At 72.8% G+C, this 5,963-nt stretch carries 6 protein-coding genes; all 6 read left to right on the top strand.

Translation table 11 applies throughout. From position 1 onward, the window contains the following. On the top strand, window positions 1-493 hold a 493-nt coding region (locus tag AB0O67_RS36185; RefSeq protein WP_365459986.1), incomplete at its 5' end, for a biotin/lipoyl-containing protein. A gap of 5 nt (window positions 494-498) precedes the next feature. Next, window positions 499-1,461 carry a hypothetical protein gene (locus tag AB0O67_RS36180; RefSeq protein WP_365459983.1) on the top strand — a complete coding sequence of 321 codons (963 nt, stop codon included), beginning with the start codon at window positions 499-501 and terminating at the stop codon, window positions 1,459-1,461. Between the two features lie 87 nt (window positions 1,462-1,548). After that, the gene (locus AB0O67_RS36175; protein ID WP_365459980.1) at window positions 1,549-3,015 is read left to right on the top strand and encodes an FAD-dependent monooxygenase; all 1,467 of its coding nucleotides are present in this window, start codon (window positions 1,549-1,551) and stop codon (window positions 3,013-3,015) included. A gap of 70 nt (window positions 3,016-3,085) precedes the next feature. Beyond that, window positions 3,086-3,415: a TcmI family type II polyketide cyclase gene (locus tag AB0O67_RS36170; protein WP_365459977.1), complete on the top strand. Its 330-nt coding sequence runs from the start codon at window positions 3,086-3,088 to the stop codon at window positions 3,413-3,415. Further along, window positions 3,412-4,683: a beta-ketoacyl-[acyl-carrier-protein] synthase family protein gene (locus AB0O67_RS36165; protein WP_365459974.1), complete on the top strand. Its 1,272-nt coding sequence runs from the start codon at window positions 3,412-3,414 to the stop codon at window positions 4,681-4,683. Before AB0O67_RS36170 ends, AB0O67_RS36165 begins: the two co-directional genes overlap by 4 nt. Beyond that, a complete protein-coding gene (locus AB0O67_RS36160; protein ID WP_365459971.1) occupies window positions 4,680-5,900 on the top strand; it encodes a ketosynthase chain-length factor in 1,221 nt (406 codons plus the stop codon). The genes AB0O67_RS36165 and AB0O67_RS36160 overlap by 4 nt, the downstream gene beginning before the upstream one ends. Window positions 5,901-5,963: the final 63 nt, after the last annotated feature.

Here is a 5,963-nt window from a genome sequence, read left to right as displayed (position 1 = left end):
ACTCACCGGCTCCACCGACCCCTTCACCGTCCACACCCGCTGGATCGAGACCGAGTTCGTCAACGACATCACACCCTTCACCGCACCCGCCGACGGCACGGAGGACGCGGACGTCGGCCGCGAGACGGTCGTCGTCGAGGTCGGCGGGCAGCGGCTGGAGGTGACGCTGCCCGCGTCGCTGGGGCGGGTGCCGGAGCGGCAGCTGAGCCTCGTCGGGGCCGGTGCCGTCAAGCCCCGGCGCCGCAACTCCGGTCCCGGCGCGGGCGCCGGGGCCTCCGGCGACACGCTCACCTCTCCGATGCAGGGGACCGTCGTCAAGGTCGCCGTCGCGGAGGGGCAGCGGGTCGAGCAGGGCGAACTGGTCGTCGTACTCGAAGCGATGAAGATGGAGCAGCCGCTCACCGCGCACAAGTCAGGCACCGTCACGGGACTGGCCGCCACGGCGGGCCAGGCCCTGTCCTCCGGTGCCGCCGTCTGCGACATCAAGGACTGATGCACGTGGCAGCACTCACGTACACCGACGCCGTGGGCGAGGCACTCCAGCGCCTGCGCGGAGTGGGTTTCGAGCACGGCGGGTCCTTCGTCAACCACGCGCCGATGGCCGCCGAGGCGCTGGCGCACATGGGGTACGCCGACGAGGTGCCCGGCTGGGTCGACCACAACCTGCGCAACCGGGAGTACCACGACGTCCCCGAACGCCGCTGGGCCATCGACCCGGCCGACCCGGCGGACTGGCGTTCCGCGCTCGGCGACTTCTCGCGGGTCGCCGACTGGACCGGCCTGTTCGAGCGGGAGCTGACGGGCAATCCGTGGACCGAGGTGCTGGCCCGCTGGTGGCCCCGGCTGCTGCCGGGCATGTCGGGGATGCTGACGCACGGGGTGATCCGCACCGCGCACGCGGTGCGGGCCGTCGCCGCCGCCGGCGAGGAGAACCGGTTCCAACTGGCCGAACTGGCACAGGGACTGGGCTACTGGGCCGCGCGGCACTCCACCGGCGGGGTCACCGTGGACCAGGAGCCAAGGCCTGTCCTGCCGGACGGGGACGACGGGCGGGAGCCGGTCGCCCGGGCGCTGGACGACCTCGTCGCCGAGTACGCCGGGATCTACGCCACCGTCGCCCAGCGGCACCCGATCCCGCTGATCCACGCGGTCACCGGACCGGCCGCCGTACGGCTGGTCGTCGCACATCTGCCCGAGGACCAGCGGCTGCCGTCGTACCAGGTCGCGCGGGCCGTCAGCCGCAGGATGCTGACGTGGTTCCACGTCACGCCCAGGCCGGCCGCGCCGCTGTCCCAGGCGCCGGACGTGGCCGAGGTGTTCGCCCGGGCCGCCGAGATCGGCGACGAGCACACCATCAAGCTCGCCGAGGTCGCGGTGCGGCACGAGGCGATCGCCCCCGATCCGCGGCACGCGGCAGCCGCCCAGGTGGCGAACGAGGGCATCGGCCGCTTCTACCGCTGAACCACCCTTGCCGGCTTCGGATCGTTTCCGAGCTCTTTCCGACCCGTTCCTTCCCCGCCCGGAGGGCGGGTTGTCCCGAGGAGTGTCATGGACGCACAAGTCATCGTCGTGGGCGCAGGACCGGCCGGGATGATGCTGGCCGGCGAGCTGCGGCTCGCCGGCGTCGACGTCATCGTCCTGGAGAAGCTGCCCGCGCGGACCGGGGAGTCACGCGGCCTCGGCTTCACCGCCCGCACCATGGAGATCTTCGACCAGCGCGGACTGCTGCCCCGGTTCGGCGACATCGAGGTCAGCAACGTGGGCCACTTCGGTGGCCTGCCGGTCGACTTCGGTGTCCTCGACGGGGCCCACCAGGCCGCCAAGACCATCCCCCAGTCGGTCACCGAGACCGTCCTGGAGGAGTGGGCCACCCAGCTCGGCGCGGACATCCGGCGCCGGCAGGACGTGCTGTCCGTCAAGGAGAAGGAGGACAGCGTCGAGGTCGAGGTGCGCGGCCCCGAGGGCGTGCACCGGCTGCGCGCCGAGTACCTCGTCGGCTGCGACGGCGGCCGGTCCACGATCCGCAAGGCCGCCGGCTTCGACTTCCCCGGCACCGCGTCGACCCTGGAGATGTTCCTCGCGGACGTCAAGGGCATCCAGCTGGAGCCCCGGATGATCGGCGAGACGCTGCCCGGCGGCATGGTCATGGTCGGCCCGCTGCCCGGCGGGATCACCCGGCTGATCGTCTGCGAGCGGGGCACCCCGCCGCAGCGCAGGGAGCAGCCGCCGACCTGGGACGAGGTGGCGGCGGCCTGGCAGCGGCTGACCGGCGACGACATCTCGCACGCCGAGCCGGTGTGGGTGTCGTCCTTCGGTGACGCCACCCGGCAGGTCACCGAGTACCGGCGCGGCCGGGTCCTCCTCGCGGGGGACTCCGCGCACATCCACCTGCCGGCCGGCGGCCAGGGCATGAACACCAGCATCCAGGACTCGGTCAACCTCGGCTGGAAACTCGGCGCGGTGGCCCGGGGCCGGGCGCCCGAGGCGCTGCTCGACACCTACCACGCCGAGCGGCACCCGGTCGGCAAGCGGCTGCTGATGAACACCCAGGCGCAGGGGCTGCTGTTCCTGTCCGGGCCCGAGGTGCAGCCGCTGCGCGACGTGCTCAACGAGCTGATCCGCTACCCCGAGGTCAGCCGGCACTTCGCGGCGATGGTGTCCGGCCTGGAGATCCGCTACGACCTCGACGGCGGCCCCCACCCGCTGCTCGGCCGCCGGCTGCCCGACGTCAAGCTGACCGGGCACCGGCTGGTCTCCTCCAGCACCGAGGCCCTGCACGCGGGCCGGGGTGTGCTGCTGGACCTCGCGGACAACGAGCGGCTGCGCGAGCGCGCCTGGGACTGGCAGGACCGCATCGACATCGTCACGGCCGCGCCGGTCCTGCCGGAGAACAGCCCGCTGGCCGGCACCACCGCCGTCCTCGTCCGCCCCGACGGCTACGTGGCCTGGGCGGCCCCGGGCAGCCACGCGGACCTCCCGATGGCCCTGGAGCACTGGTTCGGCCCGGCGCGCTGAACCTGGGCGACACCCGCACGCCGTCGACCGACCTCCGCGCCCCTGCGACGTACCGCTGAATGGAGAGATCATGCACAGCACCTTGATCGTCGCCCGGATGGACCCGGGTCACAGCCCTGAGGTGGCCCGGCTGTTCAAGGAGTTCGACCAGACCGGGATGCCGCATCTGATGGGCACCCGGCGCCGCCAGCTCTTCGCCTACCGCGGCCTGTACTTCCACCTCCAGGACTTCGACACCGACAACGGCGGCGAGCTGATCGAGGCGGCCAAGACCGACCCCCGCTTCGTGCAGATCAGCGAGGACCTCAAGCCGTTCATCGAGGCCTACGACCCGGCGACCTGGCGGTCCCCCGCGGACGCGGTCGCCACGCGCTTCTACGACTGGGAGGGCCGGGCGTGAGCGCCAGGCGAGTGGTCATCACCGGGGTCGGCGTCACGGCCCCCGGTGGTGTCGGCACCAAGAACTTCTGGAAGCTGCTGAGCGAGGGGCGCACCGCGACCCGGGGCATCACCTTCTTCGACCCGTCCTCCTTCCGCTCCCGTGTCGCCGCCGAGATCGACTTCGATCCGCAGGAGCACGGACTGAGCCCGCAGGAGATCCGCCGCATGGACCGGGCGGCCCAGCTGGCCGTGGTCACCGCGCGCGAGGCGCTCGCCGACAGCGGTCTGGACCTGACCGGCGCGGACCCGCACCGGGTCGGCGTCACCATCGGCAGCGCGGTCGGCGCCACCATGGGCCTCGACCAGGAGTACCGCGTCGTCAGCGACGGCGGGCGCCTGGAACTGGTGGACCACACCTACGCCGTGCCGCATCTGTACGACTACCTGGTGCCCAGTTCCTTCGCCGCCGAGGTGGCGTGGGCGGTGGGCGCCGAGGGCCCGGCCACGGTGGTCTCCACCGGCTGCACCTCCGGCCTGGACTCGGTCGGCCACGCCGCCGAACTGATCCGGGAGGGCTCGGCCTGCGCGGTGGTGGCGGGCGCGACGGACGCCCCGATCTCACCGATCACCCTGGCCTGCTTCGACGCGATCAAGGCCACCACCCCGCGCAACGACGACCCCGAGCACGCCTCGCGGCCCTTCGACGGGACCCGCAACGGCTTCGTGCTCGGCGAGGGTTCGGCGGTGTTCGTCCTGGAGGAGCTCGAAGGAGCGCTCCGGCGGGGCGCGCACATCTACGCCGAGATCGCCGGCTACGCCTCGCGCTGCAACGCCTTCCACATGACCGGACTGCGCCCGGACGGCGTGGAGATGGCCGAGGCGATCACGGTCGCGCTGGACGAGGCCCGGCTGAACCCCGAGGCCATCGACTACGTCAACGCGCACGGCTCCGGCACCAAGCAGAACGACCGGCACGAGACGGCCGCGTTCAAGAAGAGCCTCGGCGACCACGCCTACCGGACCCCGGTGTCGTCCATCAAGTCGATGGTGGGGCACTCGCTCGGCGCGATCGGCTCGATCGAGATCGCCGCCTCGGTCCTCGCCATGGAGCACAACGTCGTGCCCCCGACGGCGAACCTGCACACCCCCGACCCCGAGTGCGACCTGGACTACGTGCCCTTGACGGCCCGTGAGCACCACACCGACGCGGTGCTGACCGTCGGCAGCGGCTTCGGTGGCTTCCAGAGCGCCATGGTGCTCGCCCGACCGGAGAGGAGCGCGGCATGAGCACGGCCGCGACGCGCACGGTCGTCACGGGGCTCGGCATAGCCGCCCCCAACGGCCTCGGTGCCCACGACTACTGGGCGGCCACCCGCTCGGGCAAGAGCGGCATCGGCCGCATCACCCGCTTCGACCCCACCGGCTACCCGGCGAAGCTCGCCGGTCAGGTGCCCGGCTTCAACGCCGGCGACCACCTGCCGAGCCGGCTGCTCGCGCAGACCGACCACATGACCCGTCTCGCCCTGGTCGCCACCGACTGGGCGCTGGCCGACGCGGGCGTCACGCCCGCCGAGCTGTCCGCGTACGACATGGGCGTGGTCACCGCCAGCTCCTCCGGCGGTTTCGAGTTCGGCCAGGGCGAGCTGCAGAAGCTGTGGAGCCAGGGCAGCCAGTACGTCTCGGCGTACCAGTCCTTCGCCTGGTTCTACGCCGTCAACAGCGGCCAGATCTCCATCCGCAACGGCATGAAGGGCCCGAGCGGGGTGCTCGTCTCCGACCAGGCCGGCGGTCTGGACGCGATCGCCCACGCCCGGCGACAGATCCGCAAGGGCACCCAGCTGATCGTCTCAGGGTCGATCGACGCCTCGATCTGCCCATGGGGCTGGGTCGCCCAACTGGCGAGCGGACGGCTGTCCGAGGGGGAGGAGCCCGACCGGGCCTACCTGCCCTTCGACGCCGCCGCCGGCGGGCACGTGCCCGGCGAGGGCGGCGCCATCCTGATCCTGGAGTCCGCCGAGTCCGCCGCCCGGCGCGGGGCCAGGGTCTACGGCGAGATCGCCGGCTACGCGGCCACCTTCGACCCGGCCCCCGGCAGCGAGCGCCCGCCCGGTCTGCGCAAGGCCGTCGAACTCGCCCTCGCCGACGCGGGCGTGGACGCCGGCGACGTCGACGTCGTCTTCGCCGACGGGGCGGCCGTGCCCGAGCTGGACCGGATCGAGGCGGACGCGCTGAACGCGGTGTTCGGTCCGCACGGCGTCATGGTCACCACCCCCAAGACGATGACCGGGCGCCTCTACTCGGGCGCCGCCCCGCTCGACGTGGCGACCGCCCTGCTCGCCATCCGGGACGGTGTCGTGCCCGCCACCACCAACGTGCACCCCGACGCCTCCTACGACCTCGACCTGGTCACCGGCGAGGCCCGCGCCACCGAGGTCCGCACCGCGCTGGTCCTCGCCCGCGGCCACGCCGGCTTCAACGCGGCGACGGTCGTCAAAGCCGCGTAGAGCCGTCCGGAGGTGTCCCCCAACGGGTCCCGCGCGACGGCCGTCGCGCGGGGCGGCCGCACG

The organism is Streptomyces sp. NPDC086077 (genome assembly GCF_040686175.1).
Taxonomy (GTDB): domain Bacteria; phylum Actinomycetota; class Actinomycetes; order Streptomycetales; family Streptomycetaceae; genus Streptomyces.
This window is presented reverse-complemented; position numbering and strand designations above follow the sequence as displayed.